This window comes from Actinacidiphila polyblastidii (assembly GCF_036353415.1).
Lineage (GTDB): Bacteria > Actinomycetota > Actinomycetes > Streptomycetales > Streptomycetaceae > Actinacidiphila > Actinacidiphila polyblastidii.
The window spans coordinates 189,655-213,520 of the sequence record NZ_JAZEWV010000011.1 but is presented as its reverse complement, the minus strand read 5'-3'; the positions used below and the strand labels follow the sequence as shown (position 1 = coordinate 213,520).

Here is a 23,866-nt window from a genome sequence, read left to right as displayed (position 1 = left end):
CCCGGGTGCGGCCGCGAGGCCGCGCCCGGGAACGGTGTCAGGCTTCCGAACGGCGGGCGCGCCGCCCGGCGTTGAGCACCAGGCCGGCGCCGGCCACCAGGAACGCGGCGCCACCCACCAGATACGGCTTGGTGTCGACCGCGCCGGTGTCGGCGAGGCCGCCGAGCTGCGCGGACGGCGAGCCCGCCGTGACGGACCGGCTGGTGGCGGCCCTGGCCGGCGCGTCATGGCTCGGCGACGCGCTCGCGGACGGTACGAAGTACAACGCGGCCAGCACGGAAGCGGCGGCTGCGGCGACGTAAGGACGGGGCGAGGTCAAAGGATCCCCCAGGGATTGCGGCGACTTGACCGTGAGGGCCGATCGTAGTGACTGGGTGTGGCTCGTGGGAAGCCGGGCCGCCGCGGGCTTACTCTCCGTGGCATGAGCACTACGGAGATTCCCCGCGGCGACAGCGGCCCGCGCTACGTACGCCTCCAGGCCGAGCTGGTGCTGGAGGTGACGGCGGCCGACGAGCTGCGCGGCTCGGCGCTGTCCCGCATCGACGAGGACACCTTCATGCCGGGCGTCGAGCGTGAGCACGCGCGGGCGGCGGTCGGCGCGGACGAGTCGGAGGCGCTGGCATACCTCGTGGACCCGGGCGAGCTGGTCGCCGGCCTGCCCGGCATCGAACTGGTCCAGGCGTCGTGGTCGTGCGCGCACACCGAGTACGACCCGCAGGCCGAGGACGACTGGGACGGCGACCGGGCGGCGGACGAGGACGACGAGGAGGGGTAGCAGGGGGACGGGGACGGCGTGGGAAAGGCCACATTTTCGCCCGATTCGTACACATCGGGCGTCTGGGCTGCTTCCATGCATAGGAGCGAAGCCCGTCCCCTGCCCCTTTGGAGAAAGCGTGACGTCCAACGCCGGAAACACCCCCGAACAGCGCCCTGCCCGTCGGCTCTCACCAGGCCGACGCCGCACCCTGGCGGCTGCCGCGGTGCTTGCCGCGGGAACCGTCGCGCTGACCGCCTGCGGGGGACACGGCAACGGCGGCACGTCGAAGGCGGCGGCGAGCGTCGCCCCCACGACCTCCTCGGCCGCCGCACCGGCCACCACCGGCACCGACGGCGCGCACACCGACACCCAGGCGCAGCAGGACGCGAACGCCGCCGAGCAGGCGTCGACCGCGAAGATCACCATCACGCCGAAGTCGGGAAGCACCGGCGCGGCCACCCACGGCGCCGTCAAGGTCTCCGTCACCGGCGGCAAGCTCACCTCCGTCACCATGACGTCGAAGGCCACCGGCCACCGCGTCAGCGGGACCCTGTCGGCCGACCACACCTCGTGGAAGCCGGCCGGCACGCTGGCCCGCGGCACCCAGTACACGATCGCGGCGAACGCCGCCGACCCGCAGGGCCGCGCCGCCGCCGCGCACACCACGTTCGCCACCAGCACGGCGACCACCAAGTTCGTCGGCTACTTCACCCCCGAGGACGGCTCCACCGTCGGCGTGGGCATGCCGGTGTCGATCAACTTCGACAAGGCGATATCCGGCTCGCACCGCGCCGACGTGCAGCGGTCGATCAGCGTGGTGTCCAGCAGCGGCCAGAAGGTGGTCGGCCACTGGTTCAGCGCGAAGCGGCTCGACCTGCGGCCGCAGACGTACTGGCAGGCCGGCTCGCACGTCTCGATGACCCTGTCGCTGGCCGGCGTCGAGGGCGCCCCCGGCGTCTACGGCGTGCAGCACAAGACCGTCGGCTTCGACGTGGGCCGCTCCCAGGTCTCCACGGTCGACACCGCGACCCACCAGATGACCGTCGTCCGCGACGGCCAGGTGCTGCGGACCGTCCCGATCTCCGCGGGCGGCCCCGGCCACACCACGTACGACGGTCAGATGGTCATCTCGGAGAAGGACCAGACGACCCGCATGAACGGCGCCACCGTCGGCTTCACCGAGGACGACGGCAAGGGCGAGTACGACATACCGGACGTGCCGCACGCGATGCGGCTGAGCAACTCCGGCACGTTCATCCACGGCAACTACTGGGGCGACAAGTCCGTCTTCGGCACCGCCAACACCAGCCACGGCTGCATCGGGCTGAGCGACGCCAAGGGCGGCAAGGACAAGACCACGGACGCGGCCTGGTTCTACGACAACTCGCTGGTCGGCGACGTGGTCGTGGTGAAGAACTCCCCGGACCGGACGATCCAGCCCGCCAACGGCCTCAACGGCTGGAACATGACGTGGTCCCAGTGGGTCGCCGGCTCCGCCGTGTGAGCCGGCCACCGGCCTCCCCCGCGTCCGGCCTCCCCCCGCGTCCGCGCGCCGGGGCTCATACGCCCGCGGGCTGGCTGCGCTCGTCCTTCTGTATCCAGCGCGCCGGGTCGTCCAGCACGGTGCGCACCGCGCTGTAGGCGGCGCCGCGCAGCACCCCGTCGCTGCCCAGCCGCGAGGTGACCACGTCCTCGGGCCGCCACCTGCGGTCGGTGACCCGGTCGGCCAGCTCGGCGCGCACCCCCGGCAGCAGCCACGGCGCCAGGTCGGCGAGCGGCCCGCCGACCACCACCGCCTGCGGGTCGAGCAGGTTCACCGCGCCGCTCAGCGCGATGCCCAGCGCCGAGCCCGCCTCGGCCAGCGCCCGCAGCGCCGCCGGGTCGCCGCCGGCCGCCGCCGCGCGCAGTGCGGGGCCGCGGCCCGCGCCGATGCCCGCGGCGCGCAGCAGCGCCTCCTCGCCCGCGAAGGTCTCCAGGCAACCGTGCGCGCCGCACGAGCACAGCGGCCCGTCCGGCCGCACCGGCACGTGGCCCAGCTCGCCGGCGAAGCCGCGGGCGCCGCGGAACAGCCGGCCCTCGACCACCACCGCGGCGCCGATGCCGATCTCGGCGGAGACGTGCACGAAGTCGGCGAGCCGGTCGTGGCCGCCGAGCCACAGCTCGGCGAGCGCGCCGAGGTTCGCCTCGTTGTCGACGACGGTGCCGGGGCCGAGCGCGGCGGCCACCGGCACGTTCTCCCAGCCGAGGTTGGGGGCGCGCAGCACGATGCCGCGGTCGCGGCCGACCAGGCCGGGTACGGCGACGGTGGTGCCCACCGGGTGCAGGCCCTGGTCGCGGGCCTGCCCGGTGACCAGCGCGGTCAGCCCGGCCAGCTCCGCGAGGACCGCGGGGGCCGGGCGGCCGCGGTTCGCGGCCGGCGCCTGGACGCGGCAGCGCAGCCGGCCGCGCAGGTCGGTCACGCACGCGGCGAGGTGGTCGACGCCGATCTCCGCGCCGATGCCGGCCGGGCCGGTCTCGGACAGCGCGAGTGCGGTGCCGGGGCGGCCGACGGTGCCGGGGCGCTGCGCGCCGCGCTCCTCGACCAGGCCGGCCGCGAGCAGCTCGTCCACCAGCGTGGAGACGGTCGCCCGGGCCAGCCCGACCTCGGCGGCCACCGCCGCCCGGGTGACCTTCTCGCCGGCGGCGAGTGCGCCCATGACCAGCGCGAGGTTCCGCCGCCGCAGCTCGGCCTGCGGCCCCGTGCCCTTGCCGTTCCCCACGCGGGGCTCCTTCCGTCGCGTCCAGTATCCGGGCCCCCGCCGTTTCCCCGCTGCCGCGGGTGGTCACCGGCCGGGTGCACCGGTTGCCGCCGTTGCCGCGCCACCGGCCGGGCAGAGCGGTTGCGGTCGTCCCCGGGCCGCCGGCCGGTGGTGGGTTGCTCGCGCCGTTCCCCGCGCCCCTGTGGGGTGCGGCGCCCCGCGCGGTCCGGGCGCGGGCAGCCACTGCGAGGGCTGCACGTCGCCACCGGCCGGGCGGGGTGGTTGCGGTCGTTGCCGGGCCGCCGGCCGGTGGCCGGTCCCGCGCCGTTCCCCGCGCCCCTGTGCGGGCGACCGCCCCGTCCGGGTCTAGGACCCCGCGAGGGGCAGGGCGGCGGCGAGGCGGGTGAGGGTGGCCTCGTCGCGGGGGAGCGGGGGGTGGACGGGGCCGCGGGCGGTGGCCCAGCGGTGGGCGATGGCCGTCGGGTCCTCCGACGTGAGCAGGCTCGCCGCCTGCACCGCCGCGCCGAGCGCGACCAGCTCCTGTGCCTCGGGCACCTGCACCGCGCGCCCCGACAGCCGCCGCACCGTCTGGAGCCAGGCGGCCCCGCGAGCCCCGCCGCCGATCAGCAGCAGCGGCTCCTCGGACCCGGACCCGGACCCGGACGCGTCAGCGTCCACCGCCAGGACCTGGTCGAGCGCGTCGAGCAGCGCGTACACCGCCCCGTCGTACGCGCCCTGGAGCACCTGGCCCGCGGTCGTGTCGTGGCGCAGCCCGGTGAGCAGGCCGGAGGCGTAGGGGAGGTTGGGGGTGCGCTCGCCGTCGAGGAAGGGCAGGAAGGCCACCGAGCCGCCGGGCTCGACGTCCTCACGGTCGCGGCCGAGCAGCGCGGCGACCTTGTCGACGGCGAGCGTGCAGTTGAGGGTGCAGGCCAGCGGCAGCCAGCCGCCGTCCGCGGAGGCGAACCCGGCGACGGTGCCCGAGGCGTCGGCGGGCCGGCGCCGCGACACCGCGTAGACGGTGCCGGAGGTGCCCAGGCTGAGCACCGCGCGGCCCGGGGTGAGGCCGAGGCCGAGGGCGGCGGCCGCGTTGTCGCCGGTGCCGGCGCCGACGACGGCGCCGGCCCGCAGCGGCAGCCCGTCCCGTACCGTGCCGGCCTGCTCGCCGGCGCCGAGCACGGCCGGCAGCAGCGCGGGGTCGAGTCCGGCCTCGGCGAGCAGCGCCTCGTCGTACGCCTCGGTCCGCGAGGCCCACCAGCCGGTGCCGGAGGCGTCGCCGCGGTCGGTGACCGCCGCGCCCGACAGGCGCTCGGTGAGGAAGTCGTGCGGGAGCCGTACGGCGGCGGCCGCCGCGGCGGTCTCGGGTTCGTGCTCGCGCAGCCACGCCCACTTGGCGACGGTGAAGCTGGCCCCCGGCACCGAGCCGAAGCGCTCCGCCCACCACTGCGCGCCGTGCCGCTCGACGAGCGCGGCGGCCTGCGGCGCGGACCGCACGTCGTTCCACAGCAGCGCGGGCCGCAGGGCGGCGCCCTCGGCGTCGAGGACGACCAGGCCGTGCTGCTGGCCGCCGACCGCGACGGCCTGCGCGAGCCCGGCGTACTCGCCGAGCTGCCCGAGGGCGGTCAGCAGCGCCCGCCACCACACCTCGGGGTCGGTCTCGCGCCCGGCGCCGGCGCTGACGGTGTGCGGCGCCTGGCCGCGGGCCAGCACCGCGCCGGTCCCCGCGTCCACCGCCAGCACCTTGGTGGACTGCGTGGAGCTGTCCACGCCGAGCACGACCGGCCCGTGCGACCCCTGCTGCGCCATGTGATCCCGATCCCTTCGCGAGCTCATCGGAAGTGCCCACTTCCCATCATCGGTCTCGCATACTAATTTGTTCAACAGTCTGACGAATAGGAGCCGACCCGCATGACTTCCCTCACTCCCGCCCCCGAGCACAAGTTCACCTTCGGCCTGTGGACGGTCGGCTGGCAGGGCCGCGACCCGTTCGGCGACGCGACCCGCCCGGCGCTCGACCCGGTCGAGACGGTCACCCGGCTCGCCGAGCTGGGTGCGTACGGCGTGACCTTCCACGACGACGACCTGATCCCCTTCGGCTCCACCGACGCCGAGCGCGAGGGCCACATCAAGCGCTTCCGGCAGGCGCTGGACGCCACCGGCATGACCGTGCCGATGGCCACCACCAACCTGTTCACCCACCCGGTCTTCAAGGACGGCGCGTTCACCGCCAACGACCGCGACGTGCGCCGCTTCGCGCTGCGCAAGACGCTGCGCAACATCGACCTGGCCGTCGAGCTGGGCGCGACGACGTACGTGGCCTGGGGCGGCCGCGAGGGCGCGGAGTCCGGCGCCGCCAAGGACGTGCGGGTCGCGCTCGACCGCATGAAGGAGGCGTTCGACCTGCTCGGCGCGTACGTCACCGAGCAGGGCTACGACCTGCGGTTCGCCGTGGAGCCCAAGCCGAACGAGCCGCGCGGCGACATCCTGCTGCCGACCGTCGGCCACGCGCTGGCGTTCATCAACGCCCTGGAGCGCCCCGACATCGTGGGCGTCAACCCCGAGGTCGGCCACGAGCAGATGGCCGGACTGAACTTCCCGCACGGCATCGCCCAGGCGCTGTGGCACGGCAAGCTCTTCCACATCGACCTCAACGGCCAGACCGGCATCAAGTACGACCAGGACCTGCGCTTCGGCGCCGGCGACCTGCGGTCCGCCTTCTGGCTGGTCGACCTGCTGGAGTCGGCGGGCTACGACGGCCCGCGGCACTTCGACTTCAAGCCGCCGCGCACCGAGGACATCGGCGGCGTGTGGGCGTCCGCGGCCGGCTGCATGCGCAACTACCTGCTGCTCAAGGAGCGCACCGCGGCGTTCCGTTCCGACCCCGAGGTCCTGGAGGCGCTGCGCGCCTCGCGCCTGGACGACCTGGCCCGCCCCACCCTCGCCGAGGGCGAGACGGTGGCGGCGCTGCTCGCCGACCGCAGCGCCTACGAGGACTTCGACCCGGACGCGGTCGCGGCCCGCGGCATGGCGTTCGAGCACCTCGACCAGCTCGCGATGGACCACCTGCTCGGCGCCCGCTGAGCCCCGGCCGGCGTTCCGCGCACGGCAACGGCCCTGTGCCGTACGGGAGTCGCGTCCCGTACGGCACAGGGCCGCCGTGTGGTGCGGTCCGGTCAGACCACGTCGACGTAGACCGCCGCCGCGTCACTCTCGAAGTGCGTGCCGTCGCCGAAGTACTGGATCAGCCAGCGGCCGTCCTGCACCGCCTTGGACGTGAACTTCGCGTGGCCGGTGGAGTCGGTGTGCGAGTAGCCCAGGTACGACCACTTGGTGCTGCCCTTGGGCTGGAAGTACAGCTCGACGTACTGCCCGCCGAACGGCTTCCACACGTTGCCGACGTCCTGCTTGAGGTTGCCGGTCAGCGTCAGCGTGGAGTTCTTCTTCGCCCGCGCGGTGTTGGCGTACATCTGGAAGATCCGCGTGTTGGTGCGGGTCAGGTGCACGATCGGGCCGTTGCTCGCGACCAGCTGGTCCGAGGTCGCGTGGCGGACCTGGTAGTAGCCGTCCAGGTAGCCGTTGGCGGTGATCTTGAACGAGCCGTCGGAGGAGGTCAGGTTGACACCCGCCAGGCCCTTCCAGCCGGTCCTGCCGTCGGGCGAGTACCACAGGCCGACGTTCTGGCCGTAGGTGGACGCGCCGCGGTGGTAGGTGCGCAGCAGCTTGCCGCTGACGGTGACCACGTCGTCGGCGGAGACCGCCGAGGCCACCGAGGTGAACAGCGACTCGTCCGGGATGACGACCACCCCGCTGACCGAGCCGGAGCGGAACGGCTGGGAGACGTACGCCGTCCAGACGCCGCCGGACTCGGGGTCGCCGGGCAGGGTGAGCGTGAAGTGCCCGGTGGCGTCCGTGACGGTGTGGACCTCCAGGCCGCCGCCGCCCTCGAAGGAACCGACGACGGGCACACCGGCCAGCCCCGGCGACGTGGCGGACAGCGTGCTGTGCACTTCGCCGCTGATGGTGACGTTCTGGCCGGGCAGCACCCTCCTCACGTCCGCGGTGGCCGTGATCGCCACGGCGGACGAGTGGTACTCCGGTGTCCGTTCCGGCGTGCTGGCCTGCCCGTCCGCCGCGTCGGAGCTCTCCGTGTACCTCGCGGTGAAGGACAGCCCCTGGGGCACGGCGAACGTCGTGCTGAAACGGCCGTCGACATCCGTCACCGCGGTCCTGTCGACCTCGTTCCACGTGGGGCCCATGGCGACGGTGACCGTGCGGCCGGCGAGGGGGACCAGGTCGCGGCTGCCGGGCTGCTGGCCCAGCAGCGTCCCGCCGACGGTCTCCGAGGTGTGGTCCGCGTCGACGACCGCCGGCTCCAGGCTGACGCCGCCGGTCGGTCCCGTCACCGGGCCGTTGGTGCCTGTCGCGGCGGCGAACAGCGGGATCAGGGTGAAGTCGAGCGCTCCCGGCTCAGCCCTGGTGAGCGTGTCGCCCTTGCTGTCGGTCGCGGTGATCTCGACGTCGTAGCGCCCGAGGCGCGGCAGGGTGCCGCCGTCCTCGGTGAGCTTCAGCTGGTCGCCGGAGCCCAGGCTCCAGGCGTAGCCGCCGTCCACCAGGGAGCGCGTGGCGACGGTCTGTCCGCCGTCGAGGACCTTCATGGTCACCGAGGTGACCGCGGCGTCCGTGGCGTCGGTCCAGACCGGGACGTCGAAGGAGCCGTGGTCCAGGCTGTCGACGGCGCCGCGGCCGATGCCGATCTGGCCCGCCGTGCCGTCGGCGTAGGCGGGCGCCGCGGTCAGCGCCGTGCCGCAGATCGCGGCGGCCACCACTCCGGCGGCCAGGGCGCGCCGGGTGCGGACCGTGCGCGCGGAGGCGTCAGTGCGCATCGACGTACACCTGCTTCGACTCGGAGTAGTAGTGCGAGGAGTTGGGCTCGATGTACGCCGCCCAGGTGCCGTCGCCGAACGCCGTGGTGTTCAGGGCGTAGTGGCCGTAGGCGTTGGTGTAGCCCTTGACCACCCAGTACCAGTTGGGGTCGTAGCGCGGCTTGAAGACCAGCACCACGTGGACGCCCGCGTACGGCTTCCAGCCGGCGGTCGTCAGCTGGTAGACGTTGCCCGAGGCGGTGAGCTTGGCGTTGGTCTTCGGCTTCGTCGAGGACATCGCGATCGACATGCCCGTGCGGTAGCGGTAGATGTGCTTGACCACCGTGACGGCCGGCTGCATGACGTCGGTCTCGGGGTGCCGGACGCGGTAGTAGCCGTTGTAGTACGCGTCCTTGGTGACGCTGTACGAGCAGGTGCCGTTGTAGTTGCCGCCGTTGGCCTGGAACCACTGCATGGTGGTCCAGCCGGTGGTGCCGTTCGCCGAGTACTCCAGCGACAGCGGCTGGTAGTCGCAGGAGCCCTTCAGGGAGCCCGCGAGCGTCACCGTGGCGTACTGGTCGATGGACCCCGCCGGGGTGGTGAAGCTGCCGGGCGTCGGCACCGCGATGTGCTCGTATGCCGCCGAAGAGCCCGTGAGGTACGGCGTCGGCTGGAGGACCGTGAAGGTGTCGGTGGTGCGCGTGGGCGTGACGGCGTAGGAGAACGCGCCGTTCGCGTCGGTCGCACCGTGGCCGAGGACGCCGGAGAGGACGCCCGTGGACGGGTCGCCGGCGCTCGACGCGGTGCTGACGGTGACGCCGGTCCAGGGCTGCCAGTAGCCCTCGGCGTACCGCTCGACGCTGCCCTTCTCGGTGTAGGCCACGTTCGGGTTGGTCCGGGTGCGGCTCTCCTCGGCGCTCAGCCGGTACCGGGTGGTGATCACCCTGGGCGGAGTGAAGTCCCAGACCAGGGGACGGGCGGTCGTGGTGGCGTCGGGGACGGCGACGGCGCGGACGTTCTCGATGCCCAGGGGCAGCGTCAGCGGCGCCTGGAAGGTGCCGCCGTCGGCGACCGTGGCCGTCGTCTTGTAGCTGCGCAGACCGCCCACGGCGTCGTAGTCGAGCTCCACCTTCGTCCCCGCGGCGGCCGCACCGGACTGCCCGGTCGCCGGGTCGAGCGTGGTGGCGGTGCCGCTGAGCACGGTGGACTGGTGGTCGTAGTCGAGCGTGGTGCGGTCGAACGCCAGGTTCGACACGCCGGTGTGCAGCCGGTAGTTCAGGTCGCTGACCGTCCGGTGGTCGGCGCCGGCCCAGTGCTGGACGGTGCCGTTGAACAGACGGTAGTCGACGTCGACCGGGTAGTCGCCGTAAGCGGTTCCGGCGGGCAGCGAGACGGTCTGCTCGGTCTTCCACCCGCCACCCGACTGCGTCAGGGCGTCGGTGGTCGCGAGCACCGGAGCGTCGGCTGCCGCCGAGGCGCGGACGCTGACCTGCACCCACAGGGCGTCAGAGGTGGTGAGCGAGACGTTCAGCTTGCCGTTGTCGTCGGTGGTGACACCGGTGACCGTCGCGTCCGCGGCCTGGGCGGCCGGTGCGGCGGCGAGCGCCGGGACGGCCAGTCCGGCGGCGAGAAGGAATGTGGCGGCCGCTCTCACGGAGGCAGGCCGAACTGCGCGCGAATGGCGCATGAAGGAACCCCCCACAGGTCTTCATAACGTGCTCACAGAAAGCACGAGAAGCGGCACCTTATCCGAGCGCACCGACACCGGCCGCATCGGGGGTATCGAAGGCACCATGGGGGAGACCGCGCCGGTCAGGCCGCGTCCGGGCCCCTCGCGGAGCCGGCCCTCGCGTGCGCGGGCGTCTTGGCGGCGGCCTCCGCGGCGGCGGCCTCTGCGACGCCGGATGCCGCGGCCGGGTGGTGCCGGGTGCGCCGCAGCGGCCAGGCCCAGTGGGTGTCGGGCGCCACCGCGCCGTCCGGGTCGGGGCCCGGGATGACGGCGACGGCGAGCGCCAGCAGCAGGCAGCCCACGACGCAGTCGGACCAGTAGTGGTTGGCGGTGCCGACCACGACCGCCATGGTGATCAGCGGGTGCAGCAGCCACAGCCAGCGCCACCGGGAGCGGCCCGCGGCGATCAGCCCGACGGCGATGGCCAGCGCCCAGCCGACGTGCAGCGAGGGCATCGCGGCGAACTGGTTGGCCATCGAGTCGCCGTCCGGTTTGCCGTACACGGCCGGGCCGTACACCGCCGCGGTGTCGACCATGCCGGCGCCCGGCAGGAAGCGCGGCGGGGCCAGCGGGAAGAAGATGTGGCCGACCAGCGCCAGCATCGTCTGGATGACGATGGCCCGGCGGATCCACAGGTAGTGCGCGCGGTGCCGGACGAACATGTATCCGAGGAAGATCACCATCGCCGGGAAGTGCACGGTGGCGTAGAGGTAGTTGGCGATGTGGATCACCGTCTCGCTGTGCAGCATCAGGCGTTGCAGCGAGCGTTCGCTGGGCACGTGCAGGCCGCGCTCGAACGACCAGACCCGGTCGGCGTGCCGGAAGGCGGCGCCGGTCTGGCCGTTGGCGACCCTGCGGCCGTACTTGTAGATCGCGTTGACCGCGATCAGCAGGGCGAGTTCGGGCAGCAGCCGGGGGAGGCGGGTCGGGAGCGGGAGACGTCTGAGTGCGGGGACGTGGTGGTGGGTGAGTACCGGCGACGTCGCGTTCCCGAACACCATGCCTCTGACCTTTCCCGGCGGATTCCTGCCCGTTCACCGCCTGCCCAGCCGTTTCGACGGCACGCCGCCCCCCGGTGGCCGTCCTCGCCACGCGTCCGCGACGCCTCCTCCGGATACCGGCGCCTTCGGGTACCGGCGTCGCGGTGTCCCCCCCGTACGCCGGGCGCCGGGCGGGTGGGCGGCGGAGCGCGACACGGCCGCCTTTCGCAACTCAGCGAAACACTCGGCGCAAGAATCACACAGTGTGTTGCAGCTTGACGCCAAAGAGAACGAAATCATCTCGCAGACACCTTGTGACCGGAGACCGCCGGGCCCTACTGTCACCTCACCCTGACGGCGAACCGACCGGGGATCAGGGCACGGGACGACTCGACAGAAACGAGCTTTCGATGTCACGGAGCATCACAGGTGCTGCGGCAGGCCGGCCGCGGCGAAGAGCCGCGGTGGCGGTCGCGACGCTGACCGCGGTGGCCGCCGGACTCGGCGTACTGGGCGGCGGCACGGCGGCGGCCCTCCCGCGCGCCGGGAGCGCGGGCACGACCGGGCACGGCGCGGCGCCCGCGGTCACCCGCGCGGGCCTGGACCCCGCACTCGTCGCCGGCCGCGGCGCGGACGTCCCCTTCGTCGAGCAGGAGGCCGAGCACGCCGTCACCGACGGCACGGTGATCGGCCCGGGCCGCGACGCCTACACCCTGCCGGCCGAGGCGTCGGGGCGCTCCGCGGTCACCCTGAAGCCGGGGCAGTACGTGGAGTTCACGCTGCCGGCCGCGGCCAACGCCATCAACGTCCGCTACAGCATCCCGGACGCCCCGGCCGGCGGCGGCCTCACCTCGCCGCTGGACGTCACGGTCGACGGCAAGAACCACCGCACCATGACGCTGACCTCGCAGTACGCCTGGCTGTACAACCTCTATCCGTTCTCCAACGACCCGACGGCCGACCTCACCCACCCCGACTGGTGGGTCACCGAGTGCGGCTGCGTGCCGAACGCCACCACGCCCACCCCGGTCTTCGCCAAGCCGTTCCGGCCCAACCACTTCTACGACGAGCAGCGGCTGCTCCTCGGCCGCAGCTACCGGGCCGGCGACACCGTGCGGCTGACCGTGCCGGCCGGCGCCGCGACGACCACCGTCGACCTGCTCGACTCGCAACTCGTCGCGCCGCCCAAGGTCGACCTGGTGGCGGCGAACGTGCTGGCCTTCGGCGCCGACCCGACCGGCCGCCGCGACTCCGCCGACGCCGTCGACCGCGCCATCGCCTTCGCCCGGCGCGCGCACCTGAAGGTCTACGTGCCGCCGGGGACCTACCAGGTCAGCCGGCACATCGTCGTCGACCACGTCACCATCGAGGGCGCCGGCAGCTGGTACACCGTCTTCAAGGGCCACCAGGTGGACCTGGCCGCACCGGCCGCGGACGGGAGTGTGCACACCGGGGTCGGCTTCTACGGCAAGGACGCCTCGGCGGGCGGCAGTTCGGACGTCCACCTGTCCGGCTTCGCCATCGAGGGCGACGTGCGCGAGCGCGTCGACACCGACCAGGTCAACGGCATCGGCGGCGCGCTGAGCGACTCCACCATCGACGGCCTGTACCTCCAGCACACCAAGGTCGGCATGTGGTTCGACGGCCCGATGTCGAACCTGCGGATCACCGGCAACGTGATCGTCGACCAGATCGCCGACGGCATCAACTTCCACACCGGCGTGACCGATTCACTGGTCTCGAACAACTTCCTGCGCAACACCGGCGACGACGCGCTGGCGATGTGGTCGGAGAAGACCGAGGACGCCCGCGACACCTTCGACCACAACACGGTGCAGACACCGGTGCTCGCCAACGGCATCGCGCTCTACGGCGGCACCGACAACACCGTCTCCGGCAACCTGATCGCCGACCCGATCCGCGAGGGCAGCGCCCTCCAGGTCGGCTCCCGGTTCGGCTCGGAGGCGTTCACCGGCCACGTGTGGATCACCGACAACACCACGGTCCGCGCCGGGACGTACGAGCTGAACTGGAACATCGGGCTCGGCGCGATCTGGTTCTACGCGCTGGAGAAGAACATCGACGCGGACATCCAGGTGACCGGCGACGACTTCCTCGACAGCACGTACAACGCGATCATGCTGGTCTCCGACTTCCCGGTGAAGGACCTGTACTCGATCACCGGCGTCCACTTCAAGGACATCCGGGTGGACGGCACCGGCACCTCGGTGCTCAGCGCCCGCAGCAAGGGCGGCGCGACCTTCGAGAACGTGGACGCGCGCAACGTCGGGGCGGTGGGCATCAACAACTGCGGGTCGTTCAACTTCCCGGCCACCGGCTCGGAGTTCACCGTGACCGACCTCGGCGGCAACGACGGCGGCGGCACCACGGGACCGTGGCTCGCGCCGTGGGAGCTGCCCAACACCATCACCTGCGCCGACCGTCCCGCGGTGGTCGCGCCGCCGGCGCCGACCGGCTGGTGAGCGAAACCGGCTGACCCGTCCGGCCGGTGCGCCGGGCCGGACGGGTCAGCCCGGTGGGAGCCGCTCCGGGCGCGACCGCCCGGGGTGAGCGGCCGCGGGTCCCGTCCTCCCCGCCCTCCGCCAACGGGGGCCGCCCGGGTCGCCGCACCCGGACGGGGGCAGTGGCGGGCGGGGCCCGCGGCGGCGCGGCCCCGCCCGCCGCCGCGCGCCCGGCGTCCTGCCGGCTACCCCAGCGGGTCCGGCGCCGCGGCCGCGGCCGCAGTCGGCCGCGCGGCGAGCAGGCCGCGCAGGGGGGCCGTGTCGGGGGTGTCGGCGCACGCCGCGTCGAGAGCGGCGTCCAGCGCCTGGTCCCCGACGGACGCCGGCAGGGCGAAGCGGACCGGTGCGCCGGCCCAGGAGAGCCGCCAGCGGGCCATCCCGGCGTGGGCGAGGGAGAGCTGGGCGAGCGCGGCCAGGCCCGCGCGCACCCCGGGCCGCACCGCGTCGCGCGCCGAGCCGTCGGCCGCCGCGCCCGCGGGGGCCAGCCGCGGCGCCACCTGCGTCCACAGCAGGCCGGCGTCGATCGCGTCGAGGGTCTCGTCGAGGGTGGGGAGGTTGCCGTCCGGGCCGCGTCGCACCGCGAACACCGCCTGGCGCAGCGGCTCGGCCGCCTTCGTCGCCTCCGACCAGCTCGCGCGCTGCACGAGGTCGTCCCACGGCAGCCGGCGCATCGCCTTGGCCTCCTCGGTGAGGGAGGCCGCCTCGACCCCGGCCAGCACCGCGCTCTCGTCCCGCAGCAGTGTCAGCGCGGCGGGCGCGGACGCGTCGTCCCCGGCGCCGTCGTCGGGCAGCGCCTCGAGCAGCCGCACCCGCTCGTCCATCGGCGGGTGCGAGTCGTACGGCGACGGCGGCTCCTGCGGCGACTCGGCCTGGAGGGCGGCGAGTTCCTCGGCGCGGCCCGGCTCGGCCAGCAGGTGGCGGAAACCGCCGTAGAACTCGCCGGGCGGCGGCAGCAGTCCCGCGTTCCAGCCGATCGAGGCATAGTGCTCGACGTAGAACCCGAACGCGGCTGCCAGCAGCGGCACTTGGCGCAGCGCGTTGGCGGTGGCGTCGCGGCCGACGGACAGCGCCGCGCGGTGGTCGGCGGCCAGCTCCTGGCGGCGCGCGACGGACTGCGAGGCGCGCAGGTACAGCCGCCCGTAGCGGATGTAGAGGTTGCCGACCAGGACGAAGGCGCGGCCGCTGTCCGCGGCGCCGGCCCGGAACTGGTCGATGGTGTGCCCGATCGCCACGCGGCCGCGCAGGGTGATCGCTGACAGCCGGGTGTCGTGGTGGCCGTAGTGCCCGAACTCGTGCGCCAGCACGCCGCGCAGCCGCGGCACGGTCAGCCCTTCGAGCAGCGGGACGCCCAGGTAGAGGCTGCGCCGCCCGGGAATCAGGCCGAGCAGCCGGGTGCGCTCCGACACCGCGGCGTTGACGTCCCCGACGAGCACCACCTGGTCCGGCGCGCGGGTGCCGGCGACCCGCGCGGCCTCCCGGACCTCCGCCCACAGCTCCGGCTGCGCGTCCGGGGTGAGTTCGTACCCCTGCGGGCCCTCCTTGGGCCCGCGGCGGCCGAGGATGAACATTCCGTCAATGATCGGCAGCGTCACCATCAGCGATCCGCCGAGGATGTAGAGCATGCCGAGCCGGAACTCGCCGTGGAACATCTCGTAGACGACGAAGGCGTCGATGCCGACGATCAGCGCCAGCAGCAGCAGGCCCATCACGTAGAAGCCGGCGAGCAGCAGAAAGGCGCGCAGGGCGCGCGCGGTGGCAGCCATCGGAAGGTCCCCCCACAGGACTCGCGTCGATCCGCCGGCTGCCCGTCCGCAGCACGTGGGTTCGAATCGGGAGCGGAATCATACGGCCCGCCGCGCACCGCGGGCCAGCGCCTCGCGGTGCCGCGGCGGCTACCCTCGGCGGCATGAGCGATCAGCACGAGCAGCACGGCCGGAGCGACGACCAAGGGCACCGGCACTTCGAGACCCTCGCGATCCACGCGGGACAGCCGGCCGACGCGCAGACCGGCGCCGTGGTCACGCCGATCTACCAGGTCTCGACGTACAAGCAGGACGGCGTCGGAGGGCTGCGCGGCGGCTACGAGTACAGCCGGTCGGCGAACCCGACCCGCACCGCGCTGGAGCAGAACCTGGCCGCGCTGGAAGGCGGCACCCGCGGGCTGGCGTTCGCCTCGGGGCTCGCCGCGGAGGACTGCCTGCTGCGCGCGGTGCTCGCGCCGGGCGACCACGTGGTGATCCCCGACGACGCGTACGGCGGCACCTTCCGGCTGTTCGCGAAGGTCGTCGAGCGCTGGGGTGTGCGCTGGTCGGTGGCCGACACCTCGAACGTCCAGGCGGTACGGGACGCTTTGCGGCCGGAGACCAGGCTGATCTGGGTGGAGACCCCGTCGAACCCGCTGCTCGGCGTCACCGACATCGCGGCGCTGGCCGGGGTGGCCCGGCAGGCCGGCGTGCACCTGGCCGTCGACAACACCTTCGCCAGCCCCTACCTCCAGCAGCCGTTGGCGCTCGGCGCCGACATCGTGGTGCACTCCACCACCAAGTACATGGGCGGCCACTCCGACGTGGTGGGCGGCGCGCTGGTCACCTCCGACGCCGAGCTGGGCGAGCAACTGGCCTACCACCAGAACGCGATGGGCGCGGTGGCCGGGCCGTTCGACGCGTGGCTGGTGATGCGCGGCATCAAGACGCTCGCGGTGCGCATGGACCGGCACAGCGAGAACGCGGGCCGCGTCGCGGCGATGCTGGAGGCCCACCCGCGGGTCGCGCGGGTCTACTATCCGGGACTCGACTCGCACCCCGGGCACGAGGTCGCCGCCAAGCAGATGAAGGCGTTCGGCGGCATGGTGTCCTTCCGGGTCGAGGGCGGTGAGCAGGCGGCGGTCGACGTCTGCGACCGGGCCCGGCTGTTCACCCTCGGCGAGTCGCTCGGCGGGGTGGAGTCCCTGATCGAGCACCCGGGCCGGATGACGCACGCCTCGGTGGCCGGCTCGGCGCTGGAGGTGCCGGCCGACCTGGTCCGGCTGTCGGTCGGCATCGAGGCGGTGGACGACCTGCTGGCGGACCTCAAGCAGGCGCTGGGCTGAGCCGCCCGGCCGGCTCGCCGCCGCGGCGGCGCCCGGTGGTCACGGCGACCACCAGGTGCCGTCCGACGGCACCGAGGACGGGTCGTTCGGCCAGGTGAGCGCGGCCAGGACCAGGCCGGTGACGGCCGCGGCGACGAACAGCGCCCACAGCACGGTGTGTTCGACCCGGCGGCGGCACACGATCCGGCGGCCGCGCAGCGCCGCGCGGGCCGCCATGTCCACCGGCACCACGGGATGCGGGGTGTCGAGCAGGCGGCGCACCTCGTCGTCCCGGCGGTTCGGCAGCGCGTTCACCGGCTCGCCCCCCGGGCCGGGCGGCGAGCGCCGCCGCCGTCGCGCTCGGCGCGGTCGGGCGGCTCGGGCCGTTCGCCGCGGTCCGTGCGGCGCGGCGGCCGCGACGTGCCCGCCGCGGCGGCGCTCGGCGGCCGGCGGCTGCGCAGGGTCGCGGCGGCCCGCGCGGAGATCGCGTTGACCCGCTCCAGGGGCAGCCCGAGCTGGGCCGCGGTCTGCTCCTCCGCGATGCCCTCGAAGAACCGCATGGTGACGATCAGCCGCTCCCGCGCGGAGAGCCGGTCGAGCTGGCCGCCGCGCGGCCGGTGCCACCACGGCCGGTAGCTGAAGCGCCGCACCAGCTCGCTCCTGGCCTGCTCGTACGGGTCCTCGGCGCGCATCCGGAACCAGTCCGCGTAGACATGGGCGAGGACCGTGGTGAGCAGGGCTTCGGCGGCCTGCGGATCGCCGGTGAGCAGGGTGGCGGCATGCAGCAGCCGTCCTCCCGCTCCCGCGGTGAACGCCGCGAACTCGGCGTCCCGTCGGAGCTCGGCCTCCGCCCGGCGTCTGCCCACGTGGCCATGGGACGGCAACCCGGTGTTCGCGGTCAAGCCCCCTGCGCGTCTGCCCAGGCGGGCGGGGGTGCTCAGCGCTGCGCGGGGCCGGAAGCGGAGGCCGCCGCCGGTTGTCCGGGCAGCCCGCGGGCCGCGTCGCCCGCGGTGTCGGCCGTGGCGGCGCCCGCCGGTTCGCCCGCCGTCTCGGCGCCCGCGGCCGGTTCCGCGGCGGGTCCGCCGCCCGGCTCGTCGCGCTGGCCGAGCCCGGCGTGCCACTCCGCGAGCGCCGCGTTGAACCTGACCAGCAGATCGGTGAAGACCTCGCGCTCCTCGCCGCTCCACTCGTCGGTGACCTGGGCCATCAGCCGGCGGCGCGAGTCGCGCACCTCGTCCAGCCGGCCGCGGCCGCGGGGTGACAGCGCGAGGACGACCGCACGTCCGTCCTCGGGGTGGGAGGTCCGCTTGACCAGACCGGTGTCGACCAGCGGTGCGACCTGGCGCGTCACCGTCGAGGAGTCGATGCCCATCGCCTCGGCGAGCGCCTTGACGCCCATCGGGCCCTCGTGGTCGAGCCGGTTGAGCAGGAGGTAGGCGGCGCGGTCCATGGAGTTGCGCGCCTTGCCGACACCGCCGAGGCGGGTCTGCTCCGCACGGCGGGCGAAGAGGGCGACCTGGTGCTGGAGGCGCTCAAGAAGATCGGTCGAGGTCTCCGGAGGGTTGGACATGACCTTGAAACTCGCGTTCTGTCGGTCCTGCGGAAGGGACGGTAGGGCAGGAAGTTGGGAGAAGAGTACGCGGACGCGATGGTGTCGGTGTCCTTCCCGCGCAAACCGTTAGGGGCGAAACTGCGAGACTGGTGCCATGGACACCTCGCCGTCCCACACGGTCACCCTCGATGACGTGCGCGGGGCGCACAAAATGCTCTCCGGGGTCGCCCGGGTCACCGGTATGGAAGGCTCCCGGCATCTGTCGTCGCTGGTGGGAGCACCTGTGCACCTCAAGTGCGAGAACCTCCAGCGGACCGGTTCGTTCAAGATCCGCGGCGCGTACGTCCGCATCGCGGGGCTGCGGCCGGAGGAGCGCGCCGCCGGCGTGGTCGCGGCGAGCGCCGGCAACCACGCGCAGGGCGTGGCGCTCGCCGCCTCGCTGCTCGGGGTGCGCTCGACGGTCTTCATGCCGGTCGGCGCGCCGCTGCCGAAGGTCGCCGCGACCCGCGAGTACGGCGCCGAGGTACGGCTGCACGGCGCGGTCGTGGACGAGACGCTGCGGGCCGCCACCGAGTACGCCGAGCAGACCGGCGCGGTCTTCATCCACCCCTTCGACCACCCCGACGTGATCGCCGGTCAGGGCACCGTCGGGCTGGAGATCCTGGAGCAGTGCCCCGAGGTGCGCACCATCGTGGTGGGCATCGGCGGCGGCGGGCTGGCGGCCGGGCTGGCGATCGCGGTGAAGTCGCTGCGGCCCGAGGTGCGGATCGTGGGCGTGCAGGCGGCCGGCGCGGCCGCGTACCCGCCCTCGCTGGCCGCCGGCCGGCCGGTGGCGCTGGACTCGGTGGCGACGATGGCCGACGGCATCATGGTCGGCCGGCCGGGCGACGTGCCGTTCGCGGTGATCAGGGACCTGGTGGACGAGGTGGTCACGGTCACCGAGAACCAGCTGTCCAAGGCGCTGCTGCTCTGCCTGGAGCGGGCCAAGCTGGTGGTGGAGCCGGCCGGCGCGAGCCCGGTCGCGGCGCTGCTGGCCGCGCCGCGGGCGTACGAGGGCCCGGTGGTCGCGGTGCTGTCCGGCGGGAACGTCGATCCGCTGCTGATGCAGCGCATCCTGCGGCACGGCATGTCGGCGGTGGGCCGCTACCTGTCGCTGACGCTGCGGCTGACCGACCGGCCGGGGGCGCTGGCGACGCTGCTGGGGGTGCTGTCAGTGGTGGACGCTAACGTCCTCGACATCAGCCATGTGCGGACCGATCCGCGCCTCGGGCTCGCCGAGGCGGAGGTCGAACTGCATCTGGAGACGAAGGGGCCCGAGCACTGCGACGCGGTCGGTTCCGCGCTGGAGGGCGCCGGGTACACGGTGATCGCCTGACGCGGCAACCCACCGGGGTTGACGCGATATATCGCGTCTGGCATTCTCGCGTCGTATCGCGTGGGGGGCTGCGGTATCGCTCTCCCGCCTCGCGCACGACGCGGCACCGCACCATCCCGGCCGGTTCGCGCAGGACCGCCGGCACAGGAGCTACGAGCAACGGAACGGGAGCGAGAACATGCCGGGCGCCATCTACGCCGAGGGGCTCGTGAAGACCTTCGGCGATGTCAGGGCACTGGGGGGAGTGGACCTCGACGTGCCCGAGGGCACCGTCCTCGGGCTGCTCGGTCCCAACGGCGCGGGGAAGACCACCGCCGTCCGCGTCCTGACCACCCTCATCCGACCGGACAGCGGCAAGGCCGTCGTCGCGGGCATCGACGTCCTGCGACACCCCAACGAGGTCCGCCGGCACATCGGCCTGTCGGGCCAGTTCGCCGCCGTCGACGAGTACCTGACCGGCCGGGAGAACCTCCGGATGGTCGGCCAGCTCTACCAGCTCAGCGCCAAGCAGGCCAAGGCCAGGGCCGACGAGCTGCTGGAGCGGTTCAACCTCGCCGACGCCGCCGACCGCACCGCCAAGACCTACTCGGGCGGCATGCGGCGGCGGCTCGACCTGGCCGCCGCGCTGGTGGTCAGCCCGCCGGTGATGTTCATGGACGAGCCGACCACCGGTCTGGACCCGCGCAACCGGCAGGCCCTGTGGGAGGTCATCCAGGAACTGGTCGCGGGCGGCACCACGCTGCTGCTCACCACCCAGTACCTGGAGGAGGCCGACCACCTGGCGCACGACATCTGCGTCATCGACCACGGCCTGGTCATCGCCCGCGGCACCTCCGACCAGCTCAAGGCGCAGACCGGCGGCGAGCGCGTCGAGGTGGTCGTGCACGAGCGCGACCGGATCGACGAGGCCGCCCGGCTGCTGGCCCGCCACAGCGAGGGCGACGCCAAGCTCGACCAGCACACCCGCAAGATCACCGTCCCGGTCAGCGGCGGCGCCAAGCTGCTCGCCGAGGTCATCAGGGACCTGGACGCCGAGGGCATCGAGATCGACGACATCGGCCTGCGCCGCCCCACCCTGGACGACGTGTTCATCTCGCTGACCGGTCACGCCGCCGAGGCGGCCGAGAGCGTCGACGAGGACCGGACGGCCGGCACGGCCGAGAAGGAGGCCGCGAAGTGAGCGCCGTCACCGACACCCCCTCGGTCACCCTCGCGCCGGTGGCGCGCGGCGGGCTCGTGCAGTCCGCACGCGACTCGCTGGTGGTCGCCAAGCGCAATTTGCTGCGGATGATGCGCATCCCCGAGGTCGTCATCTTCGGCCTGGTCCAGCCGATCATGTTCGTGGTGCTGTTCAGCTACGTCTTCGGCGGCTCGGTTGCCGTCGGCGGCTCGCTGAGCGCCTCGGACTACCGGAACTTCCTGATGGCGGGGATCTTCGCGCAGACGGTCACCTTCGCGACCGCCGGCGCCGGCGCCGGCATCGCGGACGACATGCACAAGGGCCTGATCGACCGCTTCCGGTCGCTGCCGATGTCCCGCGGCGCGGTGCTGACCGGGCGGACGCTCGCGGACTCCGTGCAGACCGCGCTGACCCTCGTGGTGCTGGCGGTGGTCGGCGTGCTCGTCGGCTGGCGCATCCACAACGGCGTGCCGAAGATGCTCGGCGCCTTCGGCCTGCTGCTCCTGCTGGGCTACTCGTTCTCCTGGATCGGCGCGCTGATCGGCCTGTCGGTCCGCACCCCGGAGGCGGCCACGTCCGGCGGCCTGATCTGGCTCTTCCCGGTGACGTTCATCTCGAACGCCTTCGTGGACTCCTCCAACATGCCGGGCTGGCTGCAGCCGATCGCGGACTGGAACCCGTTCAGCGCGACCGTGCAGGCGTGCCGCGTGCTCTTCGGCAACCCGGGTGTCTCCGACTCCGGGGCCTGGCCGATGCAGCACCCGGTGTGGGCCTCGCTGATCTGGTCCGTGGTGATCATCGCGGCCTTCCGCACCTGGGCGGTCCACAAGTACCGCTCGGCCACCGCCTGACACGCGGGCCCCGGCCGCCGTGAGAACGGCGGCCGGGGCCCGGTCGTGCGGTGGTGCTCAGCTCAGCCTGTGCTCAGCCCTGGTTCAGCCCTGGTACGGCTTGACGTCGAGGACCGTCACCGACGCCTGCTTGCCGTTCGGCAGCTCGTACGTGGCCTTCTCGCCCTTCTTCTTCCCGTCCACGCCGCGGCCGAGCGGCGACTGCGGGGAGTACGTGTCGAGGTCGCTGCTCACGCCCTCGCGGGAGCCGAGCAGGAAGGTCATGGTGTCGTCCGGGTCGCCGTCGAAGGCGATGGTGACGACCATGCCCGGCGCGACCACGCCGGTGTCCGCGGGGGCCTCGCCGACCTTGGCGGTCTCCAGGATCTGGTTGAGCTGCCTGATGCGCAGCTCCAGCTTGCCCTGGTCCTCGCGCGCCGCGTGGTACCCGGCGTTCTCCTTGAGATCGCCTTCCTGGCGGGCTTCCTCGATCTTGGCGACGATCTCGGCGCGCGCGGGACCAGACAGATGCTCCAGCTCGGCCTTGAGCTGGTCGTACGCCGCCTGGGTGAGCCAGGTGACGTTGTCGCTGGTCTGGGTCACTGGTGCTCCTCGTCGGTACTGTCGAGCCGTAGGCCGGTCCCGCGGGCTGTCCGCGGGACGGTGGCGCCGCCGTGTGAAGGCACGGCCGGCGGTGGGTCGCCGACGGCCGTTGTGGGAACGGACCCGGTGAACAATTGCATTGCCACCGGCCGCCGGGACGAAACCACGAGCCTAACAATTACCGGGGGTCGAAGGGAGCGGGTAAGCCGTCAAGATCAGCCGCGTGGCGCGCTGCCGCAGCTCACCAGCTCGCCGGTGGTGCCGCGCGCGGTGGTGCGGACCGTCACCACGGTGTCGACCTGCTCGGCGTGCTGCGCCAGCCGCACATCCTTGCGGCCCACCTCGCCGTGGTCGGCGTCCTCGGAGCGCACCGTGCACACCGCGACGGCGCCGGCGTCCTTGTGGACCTCCAGATGGATCTCCACCGCCTGGTCGGAGACCACCTTGAAGGCCACCACCTGGGCGCTGACGCCGCTGTCGGCGACGGTGTGCCAGCCGTACCAGCCGATGCCGACGGCGGCCAGCGCGCCCAGCACCCCGGCGGCGACCTTGAGCTTGCGGTCGGCGCGGGCGTCGGCGTTCTGGCCGAAGCGCCGGTCGCCGGGTCCGTAGCGGCCCTTCGGCGGGGCGGCCGGCGATTCCGGCGGGCCTGACTGCACGGCCGTCATGATCATTCCTCCGGGTCAGGGGAGCGCGGAATTATTCGTCCCCTCACTCGGTCACTATAAGATGCGCCCTCCGGGCCGACGGAGGGGGCCCGAAAACGGGAGACTTGAGGATTTCGCCTTGACTGAGCAGCTGCGACTGATGGCCGTCCACGCCCACCCCGACGACGAGTCGAGCAAGGGCGCGGCCACCATGGCCAAGTACGTGTCCGAGGGGGTGGACGTACTGGTGGCGACGTGCACCGGGGGCGAGCGGGGCTCGGTGCTGAACCCCAGGCTCCAGGGCGACCCCTACATCGAGGAGCACATCCACGAGGTACGGGCGAAGGAGATGGACGAGGCGCGCCAGATCCTGGGGGTGCGCCAGGCGTGGCTGGGGTTCGTCGACTCCGGGCTGCCCGAGGGAGACCCGCTGCCGCCGCTGCCCGAGGGCTGCTTCGGCCTCCAGGACGTCGACGTGGCGGCGGGCGCGCTGGTGCGGCTCATCCGCGAGTTCCGGCCGCACGTGATCACCACGTACGACGAGAACGGCGGATACCCGCACCCCGACCACATCATGACCCACAAGATCTCCATGGTGGCGTTCGACGCCGCGGGCGACCCGGAGCGCTACCCGGACGCCGGCGAGCCCTGGACGCCGCTGAAGCTCTACTACAACCAGGGCTTCAACAAGCAGCGCACCCTCGCCCTGCACGAGGCGCTGCTCGCCCGCGGCCTGGAGTCCCCGTACGGGGAGTGGCTCAAGCGCTGGGACGAGTTCGCCCGCCCCGAACGCACCATCTCCACCCACGTGCCGTGCGCGGACTTCTTCGAGATCCGCGACAAGGCGCTGCTCGCCCACGCCACCCAGATCGACCCCGACGGCGGCTGGTTCCGGGTGCCGATGGACGTGCAGCGCGAGGTCTGGCCCACCGAGGACTACGAGCTGGCGAAGTCCCGCGTGGACGTCTCGCTGCCCGAGGACGACCTCTTTGCGGGCGTCCGCGGCGCCTAGGGGACAATGGGGGGC

Annotated in this window: 20 protein-coding genes and 1 pseudogene; 9 read left to right on the top strand and 12 right to left on the bottom strand. The window is 73.3% G+C overall.

The features are described from left to right. Positions 1 to 37: 37 nt before the first annotated feature. Positions 38 to 319 carry a hypothetical protein gene (locus V2S66_RS16560; RefSeq protein ID WP_330796126.1) on the bottom strand — a complete coding sequence of 94 codons (282 nt, stop codon included), beginning with the start codon at positions 317 to 319 and terminating at the stop codon, positions 38 to 40. Between the two features lie 102 nt (positions 320 to 421). Here V2S66_RS16560 and V2S66_RS16555 point away from each other — a divergent pair, with 102 nt between their 5' ends. Together V2S66_RS16555 and V2S66_RS16550 are read left to right on the top strand one after the other, a co-directional pair. Then, entirely contained in the window at positions 422 to 775 is a 354-nt protein-coding gene (locus tag V2S66_RS16555) for a hypothetical protein (RefSeq protein WP_330796123.1), read from the top strand. A gap of 205 nt (positions 776 to 980) precedes the next feature. Then, positions 981 to 2,261: a L,D-transpeptidase gene (locus V2S66_RS16550; RefSeq protein WP_330796122.1), complete on the top strand. Its 1,281-nt coding sequence runs from the start codon at positions 981 to 983 to the stop codon at positions 2,259 to 2,261. Positions 2,262 to 2,316: 55 nt separating this feature from the next. On the opposite strand, the gene V2S66_RS16545 is transcribed toward V2S66_RS16550, so the two are convergent. After that, entirely contained in the window at positions 2,317 to 3,453 is a 1,137-nt protein-coding gene (locus V2S66_RS16545) for an ROK family transcriptional regulator (protein ID WP_330796190.1), read from the bottom strand. A gap of 408 nt (positions 3,454 to 3,861) precedes the next feature. Next, positions 3,862 to 5,298, bottom strand: a complete 1,437-nt coding sequence (gene xylB / locus V2S66_RS16540) for a xylulokinase (RefSeq protein ID WP_330796120.1) — start codon at positions 5,296 to 5,298, stop codon at positions 3,862 to 3,864. 102 nt (positions 5,299 to 5,400) lie between these two features. Between xylB and xylA the strand changes: the two genes are divergently transcribed. Beyond that, positions 5,401 to 6,573 carry a xylose isomerase gene (gene xylA, locus V2S66_RS16535; protein WP_330796119.1) on the top strand — a complete coding sequence of 391 codons (1,173 nt, stop codon included), beginning with the start codon at positions 5,401 to 5,403 and terminating at the stop codon, positions 6,571 to 6,573. Positions 6,574 to 6,665: 92 nt separating this feature from the next. On the opposite strand, the gene V2S66_RS16530 is transcribed toward xylA, so the two are convergent. The 3 genes from V2S66_RS16530 to V2S66_RS16520 form a co-directional block, all read right to left on the bottom strand. Then, positions 6,666 to 8,375 carry a hypothetical protein gene (locus tag V2S66_RS16530; protein ID WP_330796116.1) on the bottom strand — a complete coding sequence of 570 codons (1,710 nt, stop codon included), beginning with the start codon at positions 8,373 to 8,375 and terminating at the stop codon, positions 6,666 to 6,668. Beyond that, the gene (locus tag V2S66_RS16525) at positions 8,365 to 10,008 is read right to left on the bottom strand and encodes a hypothetical protein (RefSeq protein ID WP_330796114.1); all 1,644 of its coding nucleotides are present in this window, start codon (positions 10,006 to 10,008) and stop codon (positions 8,365 to 8,367) included. The genes V2S66_RS16530 and V2S66_RS16525 overlap by 11 nt, the downstream gene beginning before the upstream one ends. Positions 10,009 to 10,166: 158 nt before the next feature. Continuing rightward, a complete protein-coding gene (locus V2S66_RS16520) occupies positions 10,167 to 11,084 on the bottom strand; it encodes a phosphatase PAP2 family protein (protein ID WP_330796112.1) in 918 nt (305 codons plus the stop codon). A 389-nt stretch (positions 11,085 to 11,473) separates the two neighbouring features. Between V2S66_RS16520 and V2S66_RS16515 the strand changes: the two genes are divergently transcribed. Then, positions 11,474 to 13,546, top strand: coding sequence for a glycosyl hydrolase family 28-related protein (locus V2S66_RS16515; protein WP_330796109.1), 2,073 nt, complete (start codon positions 11,474 to 11,476; stop codon positions 13,544 to 13,546). A gap of 224 nt (positions 13,547 to 13,770) precedes the next feature. On the opposite strand, the gene V2S66_RS16510 is transcribed toward V2S66_RS16515, so the two are convergent. Further along, on the bottom strand, positions 13,771 to 15,348 hold the full coding sequence (locus V2S66_RS16510) for a M48 family metallopeptidase (RefSeq protein ID WP_330796107.1): 1,578 nt from the start codon (positions 15,346 to 15,348) through the stop codon (positions 13,771 to 13,773). A 143-nt stretch (positions 15,349 to 15,491) separates the two neighbouring features. Between V2S66_RS16510 and V2S66_RS16505 the strand changes: the two genes are divergently transcribed. Further along, the gene (locus tag V2S66_RS16505; RefSeq protein WP_330796105.1) at positions 15,492 to 16,673 is read left to right on the top strand and encodes a cystathionine gamma-synthase; all 1,182 of its coding nucleotides are present in this window, start codon (positions 15,492 to 15,494) and stop codon (positions 16,671 to 16,673) included. A 39-nt stretch (positions 16,674 to 16,712) separates the two neighbouring features. Here V2S66_RS16505 and V2S66_RS16500 read toward each other — a convergent pair whose 3' ends face one another. The 3 genes and pseudogenes from V2S66_RS16500 to V2S66_RS16490 all read right to left on the bottom strand — a co-directional run. Next, positions 16,713 to 16,967, bottom strand: coding sequence for a hypothetical protein (locus V2S66_RS16500; protein WP_330796104.1), 255 nt, complete (start codon positions 16,965 to 16,967; stop codon positions 16,713 to 16,715). After that, entirely contained in the window at positions 16,964 to 17,518 is a 555-nt protein-coding gene (locus tag V2S66_RS16495; RefSeq protein ID WP_330796102.1) for a sigma factor-like helix-turn-helix DNA-binding protein, read from the bottom strand. Before V2S66_RS16495 ends, V2S66_RS16500 begins: the two co-directional genes overlap by 4 nt. 215 nt (positions 17,519 to 17,733) lie before the next feature. Beyond that, positions 17,734 to 18,222: pseudogene (locus tag V2S66_RS16490) on the bottom strand (MarR family winged helix-turn-helix transcriptional regulator); the annotation flags it as partial. 136 nt (positions 18,223 to 18,358) lie between these two features. Between V2S66_RS16490 and ilvA the strand changes: the two are divergent. From ilvA to V2S66_RS16475, 3 genes are all read left to right on the top strand, one after another. Continuing rightward, positions 18,359 to 19,579: a threonine ammonia-lyase gene (gene ilvA, locus V2S66_RS16485; RefSeq protein ID WP_330796100.1), complete on the top strand. Its 1,221-nt coding sequence runs from the start codon at positions 18,359 to 18,361 to the stop codon at positions 19,577 to 19,579. Between the two features lie 178 nt (positions 19,580 to 19,757). Then, entirely contained in the window at positions 19,758 to 20,759 is a 1,002-nt protein-coding gene (locus V2S66_RS16480; protein ID WP_330796098.1) for an ATP-binding cassette domain-containing protein, read from the top strand. Continuing rightward, a complete protein-coding gene (locus tag V2S66_RS16475) occupies positions 20,756 to 21,610 on the top strand; it encodes an ABC transporter permease (protein ID WP_330796097.1) in 855 nt (284 codons plus the stop codon). Before V2S66_RS16480 ends, V2S66_RS16475 begins: the two co-directional genes overlap by 4 nt. An 84-nt stretch (positions 21,611 to 21,694) precedes the next feature. Here the strand turns inward: V2S66_RS16475 and greA are convergent, their stop codons facing one another. Together greA and V2S66_RS16465 are read right to left on the bottom strand one after the other, a co-directional pair. Then, the gene (gene greA, locus V2S66_RS16470) at positions 21,695 to 22,192 is read right to left on the bottom strand and encodes a transcription elongation factor GreA (RefSeq protein WP_330796095.1); all 498 of its coding nucleotides are present in this window, start codon (positions 22,190 to 22,192) and stop codon (positions 21,695 to 21,697) included. A 215-nt stretch (positions 22,193 to 22,407) separates the two neighbouring features. Continuing rightward, positions 22,408 to 22,860: a DUF4307 domain-containing protein gene (locus tag V2S66_RS16465; RefSeq protein ID WP_330796092.1), complete on the bottom strand. Its 453-nt coding sequence runs from the start codon at positions 22,858 to 22,860 to the stop codon at positions 22,408 to 22,410. 118 nt (positions 22,861 to 22,978) lie between these two features. Between V2S66_RS16465 and mca the strand changes: the two genes are divergently transcribed. Then, a complete protein-coding gene (mca, locus tag V2S66_RS16460) occupies positions 22,979 to 23,851 on the top strand; it encodes a mycothiol conjugate amidase Mca (protein WP_330796091.1) in 873 nt (290 codons plus the stop codon). Positions 23,852 to 23,866: the final 15 nt, after the last annotated feature.